This window comes from Phyllobacterium sp. P5_D12 (genome assembly GCF_054049495.1).
Map to the genome: position 1 here is coordinate 1 of NZ_JBFUMG010000852.1, position 1,383 is coordinate 1,383.

A 1,383-nucleotide genomic window follows, 5' to 3' on the forward strand; every position below is an offset into this window, starting at 1 on the left:
GGATAGGCGTCCATCTTTTCCGCCAGCCCAACGCGGTTGAGAAGTTCCTTGGCGTAGCGGACGGCCTCATTCCGGTTCTGGCCATGGACGCCGATAGGCGCTTCGATGACATTCTGCAGCGCCGTCATGTGCGGGTAGAGATTGAACTGCTGGAACACCATGCCAATCTTGCTGCGCTGCACGGCGATGTCGCGATTGGAAAGCTTGATCAGCCGATCGTCCCTGAGCCGATAGCCGATCTGTTCCCCATCGACCTCGATGAAACCCTGGTCGATCGCCTCGAGGTGGTTAATGCAGCGAAGGAAGGTGGATTTTCCCGAACCTGACGGACCCAGAATCACAACCACTTCTCCGGGCGCGACGTCGAGATCGATGCCCTTGAGGACTTCCAGCGGGCCGAACGCCTTGTGAACATTGCGGGCCCGGACGAGGCTTGTTTCAGACATGCTCATGGGCCGCTCCTACCATAGGCGTGGCGCTTTCTTTTGACCTGTCGGCAGGCGTTGAGCCACGATCGCCACGATTGTAATAGCGTTCGATGGCGCCCTGTCCGATGTTGAGGACCGACGTGATGAACAGATACCAAAGCACGGCGAYAAGCAGCATCGGGATGATCTCGAATGTCCGGTTGTAGATCGACTGAACCGAGTAGAGGAGATCGGCCATGGCGATGACGCTGACAAGCGAGGTCGCCTTGATCATGCTGATCAGCTGGTTGCCGGTCGGCGGCACGATGGACTTCATCGCCTGCGGAATGATGATACGCCACAAGGCGCGCGCCTTGTTCATGCCGAAGGCTTCTGCCGTCTCGGCCTGACCCTTGTCCACCGACAGCAGGCCGCCGCGAATGATCTCCGCCATATAAGCCGCTTCGTTCAGCGCCAGCCCGACGATGGCTGCGGTCAACGGCGTGATGAGGTCGTTGGTATCCCAGCTCGCGATTCCGATGGAAATGCGTGGAAACAGCGTCGACATGTTGTACCAGAAGATCAGCTGCACGAGCAGCGGTGTTCCGCGGAAGAACCAGATGAACAGGCTGGCCAGCGACGACGCCAGCCTGTCGTTCGACATGCGTGCGATAGCGAGGATGAGTCCAAGCACCACGCCGATGATCATTGCGACGACCGTCAGGCCGAGCGTCACCCACAGGCCCTGCATGACTGTCGGGTCGCACAGATACTGGGCTACGACCGGCCAGCCGAAATTCGGATTGATCGCCACGATGTAGGCGAATCCGAGAGCGACGGCGAGGGTGAATATCCAAAGGGCAAGGCGTGTGAGGGGGAACGGCACGTGCGCGAGTTTGACGTCGCGCAGCCTATCGTCGGGTTGGATCGATGCAGAACTGGACATCGCCCTCTACTGCCCCTGGTTGATGCCGGG

At 59.6% G+C, this 1,383-nt stretch carries 2 protein-coding genes; both read right to left on the bottom strand.

What is annotated here, in order from left to right:
• On the bottom strand, window positions 1-452 hold a 452-nt coding region (locus ACXJ5O_RS27040), incomplete at its 3' end, for an amino acid ABC transporter ATP-binding protein (protein ID WP_457302604.1).
• The gene (locus ACXJ5O_RS27045) at window positions 439-1,353 is read right to left on the bottom strand and encodes an amino acid ABC transporter permease (RefSeq protein WP_457302605.1); all 915 of its coding nucleotides are present in this window, start codon (window positions 1,351-1,353) and stop codon (window positions 439-441) included. The genes ACXJ5O_RS27045 and ACXJ5O_RS27040, both read right to left, overlap by 14 nt.
• Window positions 1,354-1,383: the final 30 nt, after the last annotated feature.